Here is an 18946-nt window from a genome sequence, read left to right as displayed (position 1 = left end):
GTAATTCATTACCACAAGCTGTTCCCTGCTCTTCTGGCAATGAAGTTGGCAAAGGTAAGTAATGTCACGCTGATCACGGCCTTGAACAATCCGATAGCAGTCGCATAGGAGTACCTGAAATTGTCTATACCGACACGTACAACATATACATCAACTGAATCTGACACTTCTCGCAGAGCTGGATTGGAAGCTAGGATCAAAATGTCTTCGAATCCTGCATTCACCAGATTACCGATTGCCAAAATCATAAAGATGATTACAACTGGCATAATTGAAGGCAACGTTATCAAATATATCTGTTTAAACCGACTTGCACCATCCATCGAAGCCGCTTCGTATAAATGCGGGTCAATACCAGCAATGGCAGCTAAGTACACGATTGAAGCAAATCCAATTTCTTTCCATACATTGGTTGTAACTAAAATGCCCCAGAAATATTCTGTCATGGAAAGGAAGTTGATCGGTTCATCAATGAATTTCAATTTCTCAAGCAGCATATTTATACTGCCGTTATCTACGGATAACATCGAGGTAACCATTGAGCCGATAACTACCCAAGATAAGAAGTGAGGCAAGTAAGTAACGGTCTGAATCACCCGTTTAAAGAACATCTTACGGACTTCGTTCAGCATTAACGCCAAAATAATCGGTGCAGGAAATCCAAAACAAAACTTCAGTAAGCTGATGATGATTGTATTTTTCATAACCACTTCAAATTCAGGAGCATTAAAGAAGTAAATAAAGTGCTTTAAGCCAACCCAGTCACTGCTAATAAAGCTATTCCCTAACTTGTAATCCTGGAATGCAATTAGAATCCCGTACATGGGGATATAGGCAAAAATAAAAACTAGAACAAGTGCTGGCAATACCATAAGCTGTAGATCTATTTGCTTAAAAAAGCGTCTGATCCCGCTAGTTCGTTGCTTGTTGAGATTCGGTCCGGATCTCTTGTCTGGTGCGACGCTTGCGTTCGCCATAGGTGAATCCTCCTTGTGATGATTTTGAAGATATGTACAGATAATTGATGTCCTTTCTCCCTCCGCTATAGTTGCAACATTTATAAAATAATCATAAGGTTTAAGCGCTTTCAAAAATATATGACAAAACAACTATTATTGATACTTTGACACTCTCTTGCATTAGCTCGTCTCATATTCCTTAAGCTTGAATAAAAAAAGACACATACAGAGATAACATCTGCATGTGTCTTTGACTTTCTCCTTAATTAGCAAGAGTCCTCAGTATTTCTTCATTTATCTTTTCAGTAATTACTTTTTGGACCTTCCCATTATCCAGATAAACAATAGAAGGAACTGAATCTATCCCTAGCTTGGCAGCAAGTCCGGGTGACTTATATACATCTACCTTTGTGACCCTGACATCCGAATGGGATTGCTCAAATCCCTCAATTAAAGGCAATAACTCCCGACAGGAAGGATCTGTGGCATTCCATAAATAAACAACAGATGCTTTGCCTTGATTCAGAATTTGATGCTCATACACCTCACATTCAGATATATACTTCTCTGCACCATACCCTGCAATGGCACCATCGCCAACAGCGGTAGCAACTTGTTTTAGAAATTTATCGCACACATCTCCTGCTGCAAAGACCCCAGGTATATTCGTTTCCATTTTCTCATTAATAAGTACATATCCATTACGATTCAAATCTACTACCCCTGATAAAATTTCTGTGTTCGGGGTGTATCCAATAAATAAGAAACATGAATCGACCTTTACGATTTGCAGTTCATTAGATTTTAAATTTTTCAGGACGACGGAATTCAAACGTTCTTCACCTTCGAAAGAACTTACCACCGTATTCCACATGAATTCCATTTTAGGGTTTTCTAGTGCCTGCGTTTTGGCAATTTCATTACAATCCATTTTCCCATGATCATGCATGACAGATACGATCACTTTATCTGCAAACTTAGTCAGAAACATCCCTTCCTCAATAGCTGCATCACCACTGCCAACGACCATAACTGTTTTCCCCGTATTTGCCGCAGCGTCACAGGTTGCACAAAAGGAAATCCCTTTATCATATAAGAACATATCTTCATTAGCTGCACCTGTAATTCTTGGTTTTCCTCCACTGGCTATGATAATGACTTTACATTCATATCGAACCCGAAAGGTTTCCACTACTTTAATCTCTTCCGCTACCGAGACAGATTTGACATCTGTCATTTTGAAATCAACACCAAATTTTTTGGCTTGTTTATGAAATAATCCCATAAGATCTGTTCCGGTCGTTCCTTCAGGAAAACCAGGATAATTTTCTATTTCATTAGTATAAGTCGCAAGACCGCCTACCAGCGATTTTTCCAAAAGAAGTGTCTTCAATTTTGCTCGTCCACAATAGATCCCTGCTGTTAATCCAGCAGCCCCGCCACCAATAATGACGACATCATACTGTTCTGTCTTCTTTTCCATTTCAATTGACCCTCCTGTGTAGACTATGATTTCAATAAAATAGGCTGACTCTCGTCAGCACTATAAGCTCAGTCTATTTCACTTTTACATAAAGAATTTGGCTAATAATTTACTGCCTATAAATGCACCAACCAGCAGGAACAATCCAAAAATCCAGCCTGAAAGCGATAAAGAAGCTATAGCCGTAAATAATGCACCTATATTACATCCATTAGCCAGTCTAGCTCCGTACCCCATGAGCAACCCACCAAGTACAGCCGCCACTACCTGCTTTTTGGACTTAATTTTCTTAAGCTTGAATTCGGAAGCAAACAATGTCGCTGCTAATGCACCTAAGATAATCCCTACATTTCGAATAGACCCACCATCATTCAAAAATCCGGAAGATAATGTTTTTTGAGCTTTCTCCGTACTAAAGTAAGCCCAGTTATCTACATTTCCTCCTACCAGTCGATACGCCCAAGCTCCCCAGTCCGCGAAGGCGCTGGTTACTCCCCATCCTTTTGAGAAAACAGCCAGATGTGCTGTAGCGAACACAGCGAGAAGTACAGCTCCAGTTACATAAGTAAACGGTTCTTTGAGCAATTGCTTGTAAAAGCGGTTAGACGATATCTTCAACCAGAATTCGTTCACCGTTTCATTCACCGTCCTTTCCTACTTAGCGATCCTATTTTACCTTCTCAATAACAACTTCCCACTCGCCATCATCGACCTCTTCGATTTCCACATTATGTCCCTGTTTTCTCGCCCATTCTGGTACGTTTTTCATTGCGCAGCTATGATCAATAGCAACAACTAGAACGTCTCCAACATTTAGTTCAGTCATTTTCTTTTCTGTTCTCATTAACGGTACCGGACAAGCTTCTCCCAGGCAATCAAGTGTAAATTCAGCCATCTTAAAAACCACCTTTTATATTTTTTAAAATTCCTAATAGTGAAAATATTCACGTAATAACTTAAACTAATCTGCGCTTCCCATCTTTTTCTCTTGCCATTTAACTGCAGCGATGTACAACAGAAGAATGATCAGGAACTGAACAACTAGTGCTCCAAGCCAACCAAAGACGTCTGGTAAAAATACAGTGGGTGCATCCTTTATAACGTTAGCTCTCCACCAACCCATATCATGTGATCCCCAAAGTGACCCAATGACAAAAAACACAAGTGACAACATCTGCATCGTGAATCCTTCACCTACACGCATCAATGTACCCGAAGCGCAACCCCCTGCAATAACCATGCCAATTCCGAATAATACTGCGCCAATTATCAAAGCAAAACTGATTTGACCCACATTATCCATCCCAGGAATCGGTTTACCTTCCAGGAATGCTGGATACTTTATGGCTGTAAATCCGATCGTAGCGAGAGAAAATGCTATCAGTACAGCTCTTGTTACCGATGTGCTGCCTGTAATACATGGATCTCTAAGTGATGCAGTAAAACAGAAACGTGATCTTTGCAAAATAACGCCAAACGAAATACCGAAAAGCAGGTAGACAACCATTTTATCGTGGGAATGGTCTAGGAAAAAACCAAACCCAATAATGAGAACTGTGACCAGCAACGCGATGGGCAACTGACTCTTTTTAGGTTTTCTAGGAGCTCTGGTTCGGATTGATTTCGTTTCGGGACTTACGGTTTGCCCCATAGTCTAACACCTCCATCGTTTTATGTAATTGACTATGTGAAAATAGTAACATACTTATTTGCGCTGTGGTTATCTGCTTTCTTTATGCTGTATAAGTGTTACTAATGGCACAGATGGAGCGTAATCAAGTATGCTATAGTTTGCACTAACAGCGGGCAACAGGAGGAATAAGTATGAATATGGAAACGCTTAAATTATTTTTAGATATTGCTTCGTTAAAAAGTATATCTAAAGCCGCTCAGAAATCTCATATCACCCAATCCGCACTGAGTCAGCAGTTGAAATCCTGGGAGAATACCTTGGGTTCTGAGCTTTTTGTGAGAAGTAATAAAGGGGCCAGCCTAACAGAAGCAGGGATTATAGCAGAGAAGTATGCGGAGCAAATCTGTAAATTGTATGATGATATGGTCACAGAGATCAATCATTTACAGCCAACACAACATGAGCTGTCTATTTATGCGATTCCAGAAGTCTGTAATTATGCCCTGCCATGTACCTTATATGAGGTAAAAAAGCATTTTCCCAATTGCCATATCACTCTAAACGAAGGGGCATCGTCACTAGTAGAAGAACGTTTGCTTCTTGAAGAAGGTGATGTTGGCTTTATTTCCGGGCCTTCCCCGAAATCTGAATTAAGCTCCAATATGGTGTTTTCTGATCAAGTTATGCTAGTGGCAAGCAGTACGACCGTTTGTCCTGATAAAATCACACTGAATGAGCTCCCTAAATATCCGTTAATCTGGTCCTCACAGCTTCATTGTGTGCAAAGGGCTTTAAATAACATATCTGCGGGTGAGCTTAAATTAAACATACTGTTTAATCTGGACTCCCTTGAGGCGGTAAAGCTTGCTGCAATTAGAGGACATGGTGTTGCCTTTCTGCCTTATATGTCCATAAAAAAAGAGTTGTATAGTAAACAACTCAAGATTATTCATATTGATCAGTTCCAAGTAAATAACGATGTCTACATGGTAAAAAAACATAATCAGCGTTGTGACAATGATACGAAACAATTAATTCGTTATATAGAAAAGACATTGATTGATACATTGTGTTGAACTTATATCTCAATCGTAATCTCCCATACCCCATTAATAACTTCTTGGATGGTACATTTCAAATTTGAACCACGACAGTAATCCGTGATGGAAACTTTTGCGCAGCTATGATCAGTAACCAGCATCACCTGTTCGCCATTTTGAATGGCTTTTTGATGTTTTTTTAACATCATTACTGGTACTGGACAGATTTCTCCCAGACAATCAATTTCAATCATGAAGTTACCATACTGAATTGAATGGGTAGCACCCCCACGTTTGTTTCGATCTTTATCGAGCCAGCCTCACCAAGGATCCCCTTTGTTTTTAAAGCAAATAAAGATGCCATTGTAGCATGTCCACAAAGATTGATCTCATGGGCTGGCGTAAAATACTTAAGCCTTAAATCAGCTACATCTGATGAGACTACAAAAACTGTTTCGTTAAAACCGACCTTATGAGCTATCGCTTGCATGTCACTTTCGCTCAAATGAGCCGCATCTAATACTACACCAGCTGGATTTCCTTTGTTGGGATAAGGAGAAAAAGCATCATAATGAAGTACTTTTATGTTGTTCATTGGTTAGTCTCCTTTCAATTTATTTCAATAAAGCTTGATAACTTCACGAAGTGAGAAACTCAGCAGTAAAAATTTCTATTTCTCTTAAAACTTCTTGGCGGTTAGATATCGCATTACATATATAAAAACGGTCTTTATTGTGCTCATAAAACTGTTTAATTACATTAGGCTGCTGATTTAAGAATTCTTTATGAAGAGCTTCACAATCAATTTCAAGATGAGTATCATGAAGTTCCTTGAGTTCAAATACAAGGACATCTTTTTTGTGCTGGATTATTTCACAGACCACATCTTTTGCGTATATACCGTGAGTTAATAAGATTCTTAATGCCGATAGGTCATTGGCTTTTTCCTGTGAAATCTTAATTAATTCTGCTTGTATCTGTTGGACTTGGTTCGTGTTCCAATGATCAATTAATTTTTCGAAAATCCAATACACCCATTCTTGATCATCGCTGTGTTGATTTAGTACATCTTTAACATATGGAATCATCGGATCCCCTATTTCAAGTAAAAAACCAGCTATTTCCCCCGCACCTGGCCAATTTAAATCTTGTATCCATTCAAGCAAACCCGGCAATATGCTTTTCACACGTGGATATCCTAAACGTATGACTGTTTCAGCCGCTCCATCCCAATAGTCTTTTGATATAGGTTGTACTAATAAATGCAAAGCTTCATCCTTTATATATTGTAGCTTATTAATTGCATCTTCCTTTTCCTCTTCGCGTGTGTGCCATGATAATTTTTTGATTAGACTAGATGCTTCTTCCACTAGATTCACCCTTTGAACTTGAATTTTCCACCACGCCGTTCTAGCTACAACACTGCTTTCTTCCGCTTCATTATCCAAATTATTAATAAGACGATAACCGATGTCCCCAATAAGAAATACATCCAAATCGTTTTTTTAACCAATTCATCATTGGGATAATGGCCTTTATTATAAGCTTTTACAAAGATATCCTCTTGGGTCTTAATAGCAATGTAATCTTTTGGATCCGTATTGATAATTGAGTAGTAGGGCGTACCTTTAGGATAAATATTCGAGAAATTTCCCCTGTACGTGCCTTCCTCATCGGAATATTTAGTTACATGCCCTATCTTCTTATCGATTTCTTCGGAGGGGATGAGTTCATCGTCTGATATTTCGTAGATGTCACCTGAATAAACAACAAACGAACCGGCCCAATCCGCGGAGACCGCATGTAATGGCAATAAAGCAATTATGGCTAGAATTACAATAATGAATTTCTTCATCTCAACCTCCTAGCTTTGGGATTCGATTGATTTATAGATTGTTTTGAAATCTTTTACATTATTTAATCCATCAATAAGCTCCACTAAACCTGACAAAGATTCCAAACCATCTATTAATTTCTGAATGGGCGATCACATCCGCGTTAAATCCGTCTGGATCAATATCGTTCAAAAGTATCGTTGTTGTGACCTCTGTAAAATCTGGTTCTACATAACAGGTTGAGGATTTATTATATAGACTACAATCAGCATCAGAAGCAAAAATGAAAGAAATGCGGTGATGATTATGAGTTTCTTTCTTTTTTTGATCATAGGGATTAACTCCTTACGGTTTAGATACAAAGTGATTTCCGATAAATGTATTTATGATCCTCATCCATATCCGATGATTTCATATACCCCACACTGCGCCAAAACCTTTCATTTGCATCATTAGTCGGGGTTAACTCGATATACTTTGCACCGTCTGCATAAACATGTTTTTCGACCATTGAATAGGCAAATTCACCATACCCTAAATTCCGATACGTAGGTTCAATATAATACTCCATTAAAAAACACTTTCCACCCTCATCAAAATAAGTAACATACATTAAAAATCCAAGCACAGTACCGTCCTTATGTATAAGAAACAAATTTAAAGGATTTATATCTCTTGTTCTTAGCTCTTCAATGATCTCTCTATACTCGTCTGAATAAAAGTAATCCAGGTCAAAATCATCGCCCATAGATACGTGGAGAGATAATTCATTAATGTAACTATTAAAAAGTCCCCAAAATATATCTACATCCGATTGATCTTTTGCTGCAAAAACTTTTAAATGGATCGTATTCATTTCAACCTCCTTAATCATAGTTTTTAATGAAAATCTTAACCGAGCTCTCAATTGCGTCAAAATCAGTCGAGCCAATAATTTGATCCATAACCTTGCCATCAGAGTTTATAAAAAACAACGCTGGAAAAGCTTGTTCACCAAATTGTTTATGGAGATCACCTGTTTCATCTAGGAGAACGGGATACTTAATGTTGTAATCCGCCACGTATTGTTTTACATCAGAAAGATCATCTTGATAAAGCAAATTGATTCCGTATATGTTCACTCTATTTTTATATTTCTCATACAATGAGACAATCTTAGGAGCGTCGTCATTACAATATGGACACCATGAGGTGAAAAACACGAATATAGTGGGTTTCTCCGAGAAGTCCACTTGTATTTTGTTTCCATTCGCCAACTCTTTTAGTTCAATGTTATCAGGACTCTTAATAGGTTTAGAAGAGTTGTTTACTACGACAAATATAATCGAGCTTAATGCAATCAAAAATATAAATGTACTTACAATAATAGATATCTTCTTCAAAAATCATCCGTCCTTTTATACTTCCTTAGTTACATTAAGCTTTTTCCATTTGCGAATTTTAGAACGAAAAGTCTTAAACGGTGCTACTGAATTAATATGAATCCATTTGACCATTGGCCATCTTGGATTGTTTCCTGTCCATTTCCGCACGCCTTGCGTAAAAAGTTCTTCATCACTTAAAGAATCAATCCAGTTCTGCCACTGATGCTCTGTCTCTTGAAATAAAGATCTTAACTCGTCTAATGAGTAGGCAGCATATGTATGATAAAACGATTGATATAATCCGCCAAGCTGATTCCATTTATAATCCGGTGAAGGTGTAATAACGGTTAACCCTGCTTTTTCATCCTTATCCCATTTCATAATAAGATTCAACCAGCCCAATTGATAAGCAATGATTTCTGCTGGGGTACGATCAACCCCTTCCATACGATTGTCTCTTTGGGAGTGCTCAATGCCATCAAATTCATGATCAAGAGACTGATAGGCAATATGAATCGCATCTTTCAATTCTTCTTTTGATAGATAATCTTGTGTAGACATCATACCCCTCCTTTAAAACACTTTTTTAAATTACTTTACAAACGTATTATGTACTCGCTCTGATTTCAATAAATATGCAGTCCAAATTGCACACGTAAACACTGACCTAATGATCCCTTTGAGTGAATCTCCATTTCCAAGTTCTCTGGCAAGCGGAATTTGATAAAGAATTTTACAAAGTGATTTTATCACCCACAACAATACACTTACTGTTACTGCCATGCCCAAGCTCGGCTGTCTTTATAATAGGAATGGAGGCGGAATGGCTAATTTCCTTCACATACTCTTCTACTATCGGGAATTCATTAAAGTTCTCAAGTTCTGAAAACGAGCCTAGAATCAATCCAGCACAAGCATCAAAATATTTCAATTGCTGGAGCTGAGCAAAAAAGGAGACTATTTTGTTAGCTCTGCCACTTAAACTCTCCAACAATAATATTTTGTCACAAGGATCCGGAAAATAGCTTGTCCCTGCCAGCTTCAAAAAACAGCGAATATTTCCCCCGATTACTATCCCGCTCATCTGGTTACCACGAACCCAATGATACCGGAAATCGTAAAGATCGTTTTGACCCTCGAAGAATGTTCGATAAAAAGCCCTTTGCTGCTCCGCCCCATCAGAAGACACTAAATTCATCAACTGATAATGATACGATTTCGAATTATTTTGCGTAAATAAAGCGTTCAAAATAACTGACAAATCACTCATTCCAAAAAAGGGTTTGGGGGTCATTCGGATACTTTCATAGTCTATGTACTCTAAGATCTGATTGGCAGAATCCCCACCTGAAATATCGAATATCGCGCTAATTTCAGTATTTTTAAATAGTTGATTCAGCTCCACTGCTCTTTCCATGGGATTGCCGCTGAAATAACCCTCTTTTCTAAACAAAGTATTAGCCACCACTACATGGAGTCCAAATGAATGCAAAACTCTTTTTAATTCCTCTACTTTTGCTAGGTTTTCTACTCTCACACCATCTGAACAAGCAATCAGTCCTACTTTATTCCCGTGAGTAAATTTTAAGGTTGTGTTCATTTTAATAATCCTTTCGATTCTACTTTTTAGTTTAATCTCCTCAAATTTACGATCATATTTACACCATACCATATTTAGGGATTTGAATCATTTTCTTCTTGAAATTATGAAACCACAACATGGTAATATAAGTATAATAATGCAAGATCAAATACATTGGGGGTGTACTAATGCGTAAATCACCGTTGATATTAAGCATGATATTATTATCCCTGGCGTTAATTATGGGATGTAGTTCAGAAGTAGATGATGCTACTAAAGCCGCAGAGAAATATAAAAATGTAGAATATACCGTCAAGGCTTCTGAGGATTTAATGTCTGATGAATCCATTCTTGCGCGAAATGAAGAGATGAAACCGTATTTTACAGAATACTTTTCCGAAAAAGCTATAGCGAACCGAATTACAACTATCCCATTTAAAATCGCTGATACACAAAAGCTTTCTTTAAAACCGGAAAACCTAAAATTCAACCTTTCCGAACAAAAAAAGGATATTGTCGAGTTAAAATATACGGTGGATCTTGTTTTATTGGATAAGGATGACAAAGAAAGTAAACGTGTACCTTTGGAAGGTATATTGACTCTCTTTGATGTGGACGGTAAATGGTTAGTGCAAGGGGATCGATTTGATACTGTAGCATTAATGAACTTGATTGATGGGTAAATTTGAATATCCTTCTTATCATAAAAAGCAGACTGCTCTAATGAGCAACCTGCTTTTTTTGAATCACATTATTTTTTTGCTCATCCTATAATTGACCAACAGAACACCTTTTCGTTCTATACTTTGTTTCGCAATAAGCTGGTACCCCAATCGTTCAAAAAAAGGTTTAGCAGTGATGCTTGCTTCGGTATCCATTTCATAAAGACCCTGTTCTTTTGCTTTTAATTCAAGCTTATTCGCCAATGCAGAGGCTACACCTTGCCCTTGGTAATCCTTGTGAACATATAATCGATCCAAATGTCCTTCTGCTGTCATATCAGAAAAGCCCACAATAATATTATCAATTTCGGCTACATAAGTGATATTTTGACGTAAAGAAGCTCTCCAAGTATTAAGCTTAAGGGCCTCTTCCTCTTTAGGTGCCCAAGCATCCAGCTGTTCCTGTGAGTAGTCTTGTTTGTTTACGGAATGAACTGTTTCGTAGAACAATGAGACAATTTGACTAAGATCCGATTCTCGGTAAGCTCTAATATTCATTTTGATCTCCTTGCTGGCGATTGTAGTAACAGAAGTCAATCTCAAAACTCCACTAGATCGATTTTCCGGCCAGATTCAGCACTTTCCAGCGCTCCGAACACCATTGCCATACTATACCGATTATCTCTACAATTCGTCTCTGCAGGACGTTGCTCTGCTAATGACAAGAACATCTCATCCAAACACCCTTGATGGAATGTTTTACTCATCTCAACGTTTTCACCATTTACACGCTTTACGTCACGAATGAACTTATCACTCTGATCTCCTGCAGTAACTACCTCAGCATATGGCAGCTCATGACCATCCCAGATTGCGGTTCCTTTCTCCCCGTTAACCCGCCAAGAAGCTTCCCATGACGTGGATGCACCTTCTGCACACCAAGATCCCTGATAGGTAAATATTGAACCGTCGGACATCTCGAAAATGCACACTGCCGAAGCATTCCCCTCATACCATGAACCGGGAGGATTAAACTCCTGACAGTATACGGACACAGGGTTCGCGCCACTAATAAACCGGGCCTGGTCGAAGGTATGAATCGCCATATCCAGCAGCAACGGACTTTTCATAACATCACGGAATCCCCCGAAATGAGCCCCAAGGAAAAAGCTTGCACCGATAAATCCTGTTCTACCAATCGTTCCTGATTCTATGATTTTTCTTAAAGAACGAATACGAGGATCATAACGGCGGTTCTGCATCACAGCATGAGCGTTTCCAGTCCGTTCCGAGATCTCAACAATCTTATTACATTCCTCCATAGTCTCAGCTAAAGGTTTCTCACTAAACACATTACATCCAAGTTCCAATGCAGTGCTAGAAATATTGAAATGACTTCCGGGAACAGTAACGTCAAAGACGAGATTTGCTGCGGTCTCCTGTATCGCCTGCTTAATATCCGTAAACGTCAGACATGAAATCCCATGCTTCGCGGCCATCGCCTCAGCTGACTCCAACCTTATATCTACTAGAGCAACGATCTTAGTATCTGGACGCAATAAAGCGTATTCAATCCATGCATTAGCCATTCCTCCGCAACCTGCAACTACTACCCGATACTGTGCTGTCATATTTCTCCCCCTGACTTATTAAAGCGGATTAGGCACAAAGCTGCCCCCGCGGCATTGTTTTAAATGATTCAAGGCATGTACTTGACCCATCATTTCCAGTACATCCCGATAGACAGGATCATGCCAACCTTCAATATCAATGGTGCCTTTATAACCAGCCTGACGCAAAATGGAGATAACATCCGTCCAGTTCGTATCACCAAAACCCGGAGTACGGTGCCATACATAAGGTTTCGGGCCGTGGATTCCATATTCTTTTACAATATCCCAAGCGATGGTGGCATCCTTGCCGTGTACATGGAAAATCTTATCTGTCCATTTGCGCAGCTGTGGGATCGGGTCAATCAACTGCACCATCTGATGGCAAGGCTCCCATTCGAGTCCCATATTGTCAGCAGGGACAGCGTTAAACATCTTTTCCCAGGCTATTGGATGATGAGCGATATTCCAGTCCCCAGAAGTCCAATTGCCATCCATGGAACAGTTCTCAAAAGCAATTCTTACTCCGCGATCTGCTGCTCTTTTTGTCAGCTCACCAAATACCTCGGCAAACTTCGGAATCGATTCATCAATGGACACTCCTGGTAGTCGCCCCGTGAATCCTGATACCATATCAGTACCAAATACATGAGCATGATCAATAAGCCGTTCCCAGCTCGCTAATGCATCGGAATTGTCACCCGTATTCGTCAAAGGATTGCCAAAGATGCCAACCGATGAAATCACAAAATCATGTTTTGCCGCAAGTTCTTGCACACGCTTACCAGTTTCCACAAGATCTGTTTCACCTGTAGTCTGCCAGAAGGTTAAGCTAAAAGATTCGAAGCCATGACCTACGATTTGCGGAATCACTCTAACAGCATCTCCGCCACCAACTAATGTACCTATACGCATTGTATCCTTCATCTTGTGTACCACTCCAATATTGGTTTATAGTAAGTTCTATAACCCGAGTATATACTGCATTTGAGCTTAAAACTCTTATTATATTGTGTTTATATAGTCGTATATTGTGGGAGTTGAATAAATATTGAGCTATCCTAATGATCTTAAAGAATACCCTCAATTAGAAGGAAACACCTATCCGTTTCGATTGTTTTTTAATGAATGCAGACATGCGAAAATCGGCCAGAACATCCTTTTTCTACACTGGCATGAGCATTTCGAAATCATTATCATGCAAGCAGGCAGCGCCATTTTCCACATCGACAGCAAGCCCTACGAACTGCATCCCGGAGAGGTTTTGTTTGTTCCTTCTGGAGGTTTGCATGTTGGATATAGTCTGCGGGATGATCATGTCCGATTTATATCCGTCGTATTTCATAGTTCTTTATTTAAAGATTGGAAGCAAGATCCTCAACATGAACAATTCGTAGCTCCCTATTTGGAGAATCGATATCAGCTACCAGTTAAACCAGCAGCACTAGTTCCAACCTGTTCTACTTATTACTCTCTTCTGAACACTATCGTGGATGAAGTGCATCAGAAAGGTCCTGCATTTCAGCTGATCATCAAAAATCAACTTCATCTGCTTTTTGTATTGCTCTCCCGTACCTTTTTGCCTGAACAAGTGTCTGGCAGAACAAATGAACGTCAATCCTTCAATCGTGAGCGTTTTAAGCCACTGCTGGAGTACATGGAGAACCATTTTGATGAGAAAATGACCATTGAAAGCGCCGCGAGATCCGTTAATCTAAATCCATACCATTTCTGCAAAACCTTTAAGAAGCTCACCGGCCGAACCTTCATCGATTATGTTAATCTTTGCCGCGTAAATGAAGCAGAACGACTGTTGCTGGAGACAGATTTTACTGTAACGGAGATTGCTGGACGAGTGGGCTGCGACAATCCTAATTATTTTACCAAGCTGTTTAAGCAATATAAAGGAACTACACCATCCGGTATTAGAAAATAATTCACACTGGAAAATAGGAGATTATAAAATGAATTTAAAAGAAACGTTGATATGCATAAAAGAAAATGATTACCAAGCACCTCCCGATACCTTCCAGTTGGTACAAGAAATGATAAATAACATTGGTTCTTTAGATGCCCAACTACGGGATGAGCTAATTTATACAACCTTATCACATTGGATCCCAGGTAATTCTCTAACTACAAATGAACTGGAACAACTTATACCCGTTATCTTGGATAAAAACCATTTGCATTTTAAGCTTGGTGAAACCAATACAGACTCTGTCTTTACTAGATCCTTCTCTATGCTAGTCATCCCACTCCTCTTCATGAGGCATAAAGAATCACCATTTCTCTCAAGAGAGCAAATTCATCAGATAAAAGAGAAGGTATTTTGCAGTGTGCAAAATGAGCGGGATTACCGGGGGTATGACGAAGAAAAAGGCTGGGCTCATGCTATAGCCCATGCAGCAGATACTTTGGATGAATTGGCTCAATGCTCCGAACTGGATGAAAATGACCTCTTCACTATCCTCGATTTGGTTTACGAAAAGATGACCATAACAGACCGAATATACTCCGATGGGGAAGATGAGCGAATGGTAAGGTCCATAATGAGTGTTTTAGATAGAAAAATGCTTAGTCAGACTTATGTAGAGCAATGGATTCAAAGTTTTGGTGATGTGGAGAAAAATCCAGAATTTCTTCCTGCCTTTAAACAAAAAAATAATATAAAGAACTTTTTGAAAAGTTTATATTTTCGAGTTAAATATTACAAAGTACATGCCAATCTCTGTCCAACAATCGAGCATACATTATATAAAGTAGAAAAAGTATACTATTCCTAATTAAAAAAAGTGAGGGTTAGAGCACCCTCACTTTCCATCTACAGTTCAAATACGTGGAGCACTTGCTACCTGTTGACGGGTCTAATAGATTATTCAGTAATTGCTAGCTCCATCCTCCGCACACTCGCAAGCGCGGGAAAAGATTCCAGCACCATCCCTGTATTCCATAACTTAACCTGCTGTCCAACCTGTAAATCCTTAAAGCTGATGGTCTCTCCAGCTTCATTAAACATTTCAGATTTCGCATTGAATGTGAACCAGTAAGATGGATCTTCGTTACCAGGTTCAAGGATTAGAATCCGTTTCGCCTGTTTAGTATCGATATCAACGATTGTACCTACTACATGCGGATCACCTATTTCTGAAATATCATAGGTCAACATCTTTGGATCGATCCACTTTTCAATTTCAAGCTTAGCTGCTTCCGCATCATCTGACGGAATGGTTATAGTTACTTTATTACCAATCGTATCTACACCAGAGCCGTAGAGATTCAGCTTCTGGTATAGTTCTTGTTCATGCAACAATTCTTGAGCAGATAATAACTCTTGCATCGTATATTTCACATCATGAAGCTCATAAGTACCTGCAGTGAAAGTCTGAGCAAAGCTTTGCTCAATCTCCGAGTTCAAACCTACAATATTAATATGAACCTTGTTATCTTGCAGATAAATATCTCCGTTAGGAATCTTCTGAGCAGATAAGAAAGTCTTAACCGCGCCTGGATCATCCATTGCGGGGTTCGTAGAAGCTAAAATTTGTGGTTCTGAACTAATTACAGGAGTTGGAACCGGCTCCTTATTCGCTTGTTGAGCCTCTGAACAGCCACTGATTAACAAAATAACAACGGGAATCCATATCCAACCAATAATTATCTTACACATCCTATTAACACCTCCACTCTTCATCTTCTCAAACGAAGACCGGAAGTGATAGGTTGCAGTTTCAGGAAGAATTCTCTAATCCAAAGTGTAAGGAGCAAGACCGATTGGAAGTGCCGCCGGACGAGTGCAGGTGCTTTCCATTTCGTAGAATGAATGAGCATCAGAAGAATCATGGAAAGCCCACATTGCTTCTAATACGTGATAAGCCAGTTCTCCACTGGCACGATGCCCTCTACCCGTCCGAATGGCGTAAGCCATATCTGCTGGTCCAATCCCGCGGGTATTCTGATCATACCCTGACAACAACGGCTGTTCCGTCCACTCATTCTCACCCATAAGCCGGAGTTTCACGGGACCCCCAAAGTTATTCGGGTCTGGAACTTGAATCGTTCCTAGCGTTCCGTAGATTTCTATATGTGGCAGGTTGCTCCCGCCAAAGATATCAAAGCTTGTAATCAACGTTGCAATGGCACCATTTTCAAATCGTAAGGTTCCGGCTACGTGAGTTGGAATTTGAACAGGAATTTTATTCCCAAATTTCTTCTCGCTTGTAATCGTACGTTCTTCCAGCGCTTTCCCAGTCATTCCGCTAACCGTATGAATAGGACCCAGCAGCTGCACCAAAGCCGTCAAATAGTAAGGACCCATATCGAACATTGGACCTCCACCAGCGGCATAATAAAATTCCGGATCTGGATGCCAATGCTCATGTCCACGGCCCAGCATAAACGAAGTAGCTGCAACAGGTTCGCCAATTACTCCTTCATCTATCAGCTTCAAAACCGTTTGAATTCCCGCACCGAAGAATGTCTCCGGTGCACTGCCCACAAGTACTCCCTTTTCCCGCGCAGCTGACAGAACTTTGCGGCCTTCTTCTCTCGTCACAGCTAGAGGTTTCTCAACGTATACATGTTTACCTGCTTCAATAGCTTTCAGGCATACTTCCGCATGAACAGCTGGGATCGTTAAGTTGATTACGATTTCTATCTCTGGATCATTCAGTAATTGTTCTGTGGTATAGACGTTTGGAATATTGTATTTATCCGCTTGTTCTTGTGCTCTCACCAAATCTAAATCCGCACATGCAACTAGATCAAGGATCTCGAACTTTTGACAGTTCTCCATATAGATACTACTGATTTTACCGCATCCAATAATACCAACTTTGACTTTATCCATTCGCTGATCGCTCCCAGAATTTATTGACTGTCTGCCATTCCACTATAACTATTATTAACCCCCGAAACATTGGATAATGCTTGCGCTTTACCTTCAGCTGCCCATATTAACCCTCTACGCATCATTTCACGCACTTGCGGCTGATCTACAATGTCCGCATGATGCCCCAGTGAATTATAATAAACTCTGCCCAAGCCCCAACGTTTTGTCCAAGCTACTGGCATATCAACAGCCTTATTATACGAATGAGGTCCTTCAACTACTGGAAAACGAGTCGTAGCAAGCACTTCAACAGCTGGATCTACATGCAGATAATATTGCTCTGAGCAAACGCTGAAATCTTCTAATCCTTCTACCAGAGGACTTGAGCTTTGACAAATCTCTACGGTATAGTTAACGCCGTCATTCCCAGGATGAGCTACCCATTGTCCACCCGTCATAAACTGCCAATCTACATTATTACGAAAAGAATCACACATCCCGCCATGGCAACCGGCAAGACCTGTTCCATGCTGTACAGCTGCGGAGACATGATTCACAAAATCCTGCTCGATTGTACCCATCGTCCATACCGGAACGATCAAATCTAGTCCAAGAAGCTTATCTGCATCAGCAAAAGCCTCCAGTGTATTCGATACTTCAACTTCAAACTGTTCCTCTTGCAGCATTTTAGCGAATATATCCGCTACCTGCTCAGGCTCATGACCCTCCCAACCGCCCCATACAATCAATGCTTTTCTCATCTTCAGCACTCCTTCTAAGGTTAGATTACATCTCAGATAAATCGACCCACCGGCGTTCATCAATAGAGCGTTCTACTGCCTCTAACACCGCTTGGCATTTCACTCCATCATTGAAATTTGGTTCTGGCTGACGACCTTCTTCAATTGCGTTAGAAAGCTCCAGCATTTCGTGAATAAACGTATGTTCAAAACCAATCGTATGACCAGGCGGCCACCAAGCCTCTGCATACTCATGAGCAGGATCGGTCGCCAGCACACGGCGAAAACCTTGCACATCCTCGGCATCCGAGGTCAAATAAACTTCCAATTCATTCATACGTTCAAAGTCGAATTTCACACTGCCAAGACTTCCATTGATCTCAAAAGAATTGGTAGAGCGATGACCCGCTGCGAATCTTGTAGCTTCAAAGCTGCCCAGAGCACCATTATCAAAACGGGCTAAAAACAAGGTGGCATCGTCAACGGTAACCTTACCCTTGGGTGCATCCTTATCTCCTTTAGCGCTTAAACCAGTCATTTCAGCGGCGAGCGGACGCTCTTTTATGAAGGTCTCGCTCATGCCGATTACTTCCTTCATATCACCTACTAAGAAATGAGCCAAATCTATGAGATGCGCCCCCAGATCTCCATGCGAACCCGAACCGGCGATATCCTTCTGCAGTCTCCATACTAAAGGGAAATCCGGATCTATTATCCAATCTTGTAGAAACCAAGCCCGAAAATGATAAATCTTTCCCAGCCGCCCACTCTCTATGAGCTTCTTAGCCAGTCGAACTGCCGGAGAAAAGCGATAATTAAAACCAACCATATGTGTAACTCCCGCGTCTTCAGCAGCTTGCAGCATTTCACGGGAATCCGCCAAGGTCAGCGCAAGTGGTTTTTCACAAAAAATATGTTTACCTGCTTTGGCTGCTGCCAAAGCTATCTCCTTATGCGCGTTGCTGGGAGCATTAATATCTATAAGATCAATATCCTCTCGAGCGATCAGATCCTTCCAGTCCGTAACACAATCCGCCCAGCCTAACTGCGATGCAGCTTCTCCAAGCGCTTCACTATTACGTCCACAGATTACAGACATTTCCGGTTTAAGCGCTTTCGGGAAAAACATAGGCAAACTGCGATAAGCATTACTGTGGGCTTTACCCATAAATTTATAACCGATCATTCCAATGCGAAGCTGTTTCAT

24 protein-coding genes and 1 pseudogene are annotated in these 18946 nt (G+C 40.2%); 4 read left to right on the top strand and 21 right to left on the bottom strand.

The window, feature by feature from the left end:
- Positions 1–8 precede the first annotated feature (8 nt).
- From MHH89_RS05140 to MHH89_RS05120, 5 genes are all read right to left on the bottom strand, one after another.
- Entirely contained in the window at positions 9–977 is a 969-nt protein-coding gene (locus MHH89_RS05140; protein WP_076129315.1) for an ABC transporter permease, read from the bottom strand.
- A gap of 244 nt (positions 978–1221) precedes the next feature.
- Positions 1222–2442 carry an FAD-dependent oxidoreductase gene (locus MHH89_RS05135; protein WP_341086488.1) on the bottom strand — a complete coding sequence of 407 codons (1221 nt, stop codon included), beginning with the start codon at positions 2440–2442 and terminating at the stop codon, positions 1222–1224.
- Between the two features lie 84 nt (positions 2443–2526).
- Positions 2527–3087 (bottom strand): YeeE/YedE thiosulfate transporter family protein, encoded by a 561-nt coding sequence (locus MHH89_RS05130; protein ID WP_232061338.1) that lies wholly within the window; start codon positions 3085–3087, stop codon positions 2527–2529.
- A gap of 22 nt (positions 3088–3109) precedes the next feature.
- Positions 3110–3337 carry a sulfurtransferase TusA family protein gene (locus MHH89_RS05125; protein WP_076129313.1) on the bottom strand — a complete coding sequence of 76 codons (228 nt, stop codon included), beginning with the start codon at positions 3335–3337 and terminating at the stop codon, positions 3110–3112.
- A 66-nt stretch (positions 3338–3403) separates the two neighbouring features.
- On the bottom strand, positions 3404–4093 hold the full coding sequence (locus MHH89_RS05120) for a YeeE/YedE thiosulfate transporter family protein (RefSeq protein ID WP_076129312.1): 690 nt from the start codon (positions 4091–4093) through the stop codon (positions 3404–3406).
- A gap of 173 nt (positions 4094–4266) precedes the next feature.
- Here MHH89_RS05120 and MHH89_RS05115 point away from each other — a divergent pair, with 173 nt between their 5' ends.
- The gene (locus MHH89_RS05115; protein WP_076135116.1) at positions 4267–5151 is read left to right on the top strand and encodes a LysR family transcriptional regulator; all 885 of its coding nucleotides are present in this window, start codon (positions 4267–4269) and stop codon (positions 5149–5151) included.
- A gap of 2 nt (positions 5152–5153) precedes the next feature.
- On the opposite strand, the gene MHH89_RS05110 is transcribed toward MHH89_RS05115, so the two are convergent.
- The 9 genes and pseudogenes from MHH89_RS05110 to MHH89_RS05075 all read right to left on the bottom strand — a co-directional run bounded on the left by MHH89_RS05110 (position 5154) and on the right by MHH89_RS05075 (position 9914).
- Entirely contained in the window at positions 5154–5369 is a 216-nt protein-coding gene (locus MHH89_RS05110) for a sulfurtransferase TusA family protein (protein WP_076129310.1), read from the bottom strand.
- A gap of 14 nt (positions 5370–5383) precedes the next feature.
- A pseudogene (locus tag MHH89_RS05105) lies at positions 5384–5710 on the bottom strand (PhzF family phenazine biosynthesis protein); the annotation flags it as partial.
- A gap of 43 nt (positions 5711–5753) precedes the next feature.
- Positions 5754–6485, bottom strand: a complete 732-nt coding sequence (locus tag MHH89_RS05100; RefSeq protein WP_341086487.1) for a DUF5071 domain-containing protein — start codon at positions 6483–6485, stop codon at positions 5754–5756.
- A 44-nt stretch (positions 6486–6529) separates the two neighbouring features.
- Positions 6530–6970: a hypothetical protein gene (locus tag MHH89_RS05095; RefSeq protein ID WP_175618980.1), complete on the bottom strand. Its 441-nt coding sequence runs from the start codon at positions 6968–6970 to the stop codon at positions 6530–6532.
- Positions 6971–7302: 332 nt separating this feature from the next.
- Positions 7303–7806: a GNAT family N-acetyltransferase gene (locus MHH89_RS05090; protein ID WP_341086486.1), complete on the bottom strand. Its 504-nt coding sequence runs from the start codon at positions 7804–7806 to the stop codon at positions 7303–7305.
- A gap of 10 nt (positions 7807–7816) precedes the next feature.
- Positions 7817–8332: a TlpA family protein disulfide reductase gene (locus MHH89_RS05085; protein ID WP_341086485.1), complete on the bottom strand. Its 516-nt coding sequence runs from the start codon at positions 8330–8332 to the stop codon at positions 7817–7819.
- A gap of 15 nt (positions 8333–8347) precedes the next feature.
- On the bottom strand, positions 8348–8875 hold the full coding sequence (locus tag MHH89_RS05080; protein WP_076278990.1) for a ClbS/DfsB family four-helix bundle protein: 528 nt from the start codon (positions 8873–8875) through the stop codon (positions 8348–8350).
- Positions 8876–8905: 30 nt separating this feature from the next.
- Positions 8906–9097, bottom strand: a complete 192-nt coding sequence (locus MHH89_RS31280; RefSeq protein ID WP_445739123.1) for a DUF2569 family protein — start codon at positions 9095–9097, stop codon at positions 8906–8908.
- On the bottom strand, positions 9048–9914 hold the full coding sequence (locus MHH89_RS05075; protein WP_340398056.1) for a S66 family peptidase: 867 nt from the start codon (positions 9912–9914) through the stop codon (positions 9048–9050). The genes MHH89_RS31280 and MHH89_RS05075 overlap by 50 nt, the downstream gene beginning before the upstream one ends.
- A 170-nt stretch (positions 9915–10084) precedes the next feature.
- Between MHH89_RS05075 and MHH89_RS05070 the strand changes: the two genes are divergently transcribed.
- Entirely contained in the window at positions 10085–10579 is a 495-nt protein-coding gene (locus MHH89_RS05070) for a hypothetical protein (protein WP_076217920.1), read from the top strand.
- Between the two features lie 63 nt (positions 10580–10642).
- On the opposite strand, the gene MHH89_RS05065 is transcribed toward MHH89_RS05070, so the two are convergent.
- Genes MHH89_RS05065 through MHH89_RS05055 form a run of 3 tightly spaced genes read right to left on the bottom strand, consistent with a single transcriptional unit; the run spans position 10643 to position 13095 of the window.
- Positions 10643–11116: a GNAT family N-acetyltransferase gene (locus tag MHH89_RS05065; RefSeq protein ID WP_341086483.1), complete on the bottom strand. Its 474-nt coding sequence runs from the start codon at positions 11114–11116 to the stop codon at positions 10643–10645.
- Between the two features lie 41 nt (positions 11117–11157).
- Positions 11158–12189 carry a Gfo/Idh/MocA family protein gene (locus MHH89_RS05060; RefSeq protein WP_076280728.1) on the bottom strand — a complete coding sequence of 344 codons (1032 nt, stop codon included), beginning with the start codon at positions 12187–12189 and terminating at the stop codon, positions 11158–11160.
- Positions 12190–12207: 18 nt separating this feature from the next.
- Entirely contained in the window at positions 12208–13095 is an 888-nt protein-coding gene (locus tag MHH89_RS05055) for a sugar phosphate isomerase/epimerase family protein (protein WP_341086481.1), read from the bottom strand.
- Between the two features lie 124 nt (positions 13096–13219).
- Between MHH89_RS05055 and MHH89_RS05050 the strand changes: the two genes are divergently transcribed.
- Both MHH89_RS05050 and MHH89_RS05045 read left to right on the top strand, forming a co-directional pair.
- Entirely contained in the window at positions 13220–14104 is an 885-nt protein-coding gene (locus MHH89_RS05050) for a helix-turn-helix domain-containing protein (RefSeq protein WP_076185982.1), read from the top strand.
- Positions 14105–14132: 28 nt separating this feature from the next.
- Positions 14133–14954 (top strand): DUF2785 domain-containing protein, encoded by an 822-nt coding sequence (locus tag MHH89_RS05045; RefSeq protein ID WP_076280729.1) that lies wholly within the window; start codon positions 14133–14135, stop codon positions 14952–14954.
- Between the two features lie 89 nt (positions 14955–15043).
- Here the strand turns inward: MHH89_RS05045 and MHH89_RS05040 are convergent, their stop codons facing one another.
- The 4 genes from MHH89_RS05040 to MHH89_RS05025 all read right to left on the bottom strand — a co-directional run bounded on the left by MHH89_RS05040 (position 15044) and on the right by MHH89_RS05025 (position 18946).
- Positions 15044–15838 carry a hypothetical protein gene (locus MHH89_RS05040; RefSeq protein WP_341086478.1) on the bottom strand — a complete coding sequence of 265 codons (795 nt, stop codon included), beginning with the start codon at positions 15836–15838 and terminating at the stop codon, positions 15044–15046.
- Between the two features lie 75 nt (positions 15839–15913).
- On the bottom strand, positions 15914–17017 hold the full coding sequence (locus MHH89_RS05035) for a Gfo/Idh/MocA family protein (RefSeq protein WP_076278996.1): 1104 nt from the start codon (positions 17015–17017) through the stop codon (positions 15914–15916).
- A gap of 20 nt (positions 17018–17037) precedes the next feature.
- A complete protein-coding gene (locus MHH89_RS05030) occupies positions 17038–17760 on the bottom strand; it encodes a ThuA domain-containing protein (RefSeq protein ID WP_076129298.1) in 723 nt (240 codons plus the stop codon).
- Positions 17761–17785: 25 nt separating this feature from the next.
- A complete protein-coding gene (locus MHH89_RS05025) occupies positions 17786–18946 on the bottom strand; it encodes a Gfo/Idh/MocA family protein (RefSeq protein ID WP_076185992.1) in 1161 nt (386 codons plus the stop codon).

This window comes from Paenibacillus sp. FSL H7-0323, from assembly GCF_038002725.1.
In the GTDB taxonomy this organism is placed as follows: Bacteria; Bacillota; Bacilli; order Paenibacillales; family Paenibacillaceae; genus Paenibacillus_AQ; species Paenibacillus_AQ odorifer.
Note: the sequence above shows the minus strand (reverse complement) of the source record. Positions and strands in the feature narration are given on the sequence as shown.